Source organism: Pseudoalteromonas sp. S3260, assembly GCF_005886925.1.
Classification (GTDB): Bacteria; Pseudomonadota; Gammaproteobacteria; order Enterobacterales; family Alteromonadaceae; genus Pseudoalteromonas; species Pseudoalteromonas tetraodonis.
This window is the reverse complement of the sequence record NZ_PNCV01000287.1, coordinates 1-286: the sequence shown is the minus strand read 5'-3', so window position 1 is coordinate 286 and position 286 is coordinate 1. Positions and strand designations below refer to the sequence as shown.

Sequence of the window (286 nt, the reverse complement as noted above, 5' to 3'; positions counted from 1 at the left end):
ACAAATACAGTGTAAAACACATAATATTATTGGTACTCAGCCTACTTGTGCTTAACAGTTGGGGGATTGCCAATGCTCACACGCAATTTTGTAGCGTTACTGATCAGCCGAGTGTCGCCCTCGAATTAGAAGCTACATCAAGCCCAGCTCAAGATAAAGACAGCGAGAAAGATTTTGACTTTACCGCTACTTCAATTTCAGCAAATACATACCAATCCTTAGCACTTAGAGCGGCTCACGCCGAGCTAGGTAAAGGTGCACTATGTAACTTACGCCCACAACAACG

1 protein-coding gene is annotated in these 286 nt (G+C 43.7%); it reads left to right on the top strand.

Annotated elements, in window-relative coordinates:
• The coding region (locus CWC14_RS19280) for a hypothetical protein (RefSeq protein WP_171036890.1) at positions 1-286 on the top strand (286 nt) is incomplete at both ends.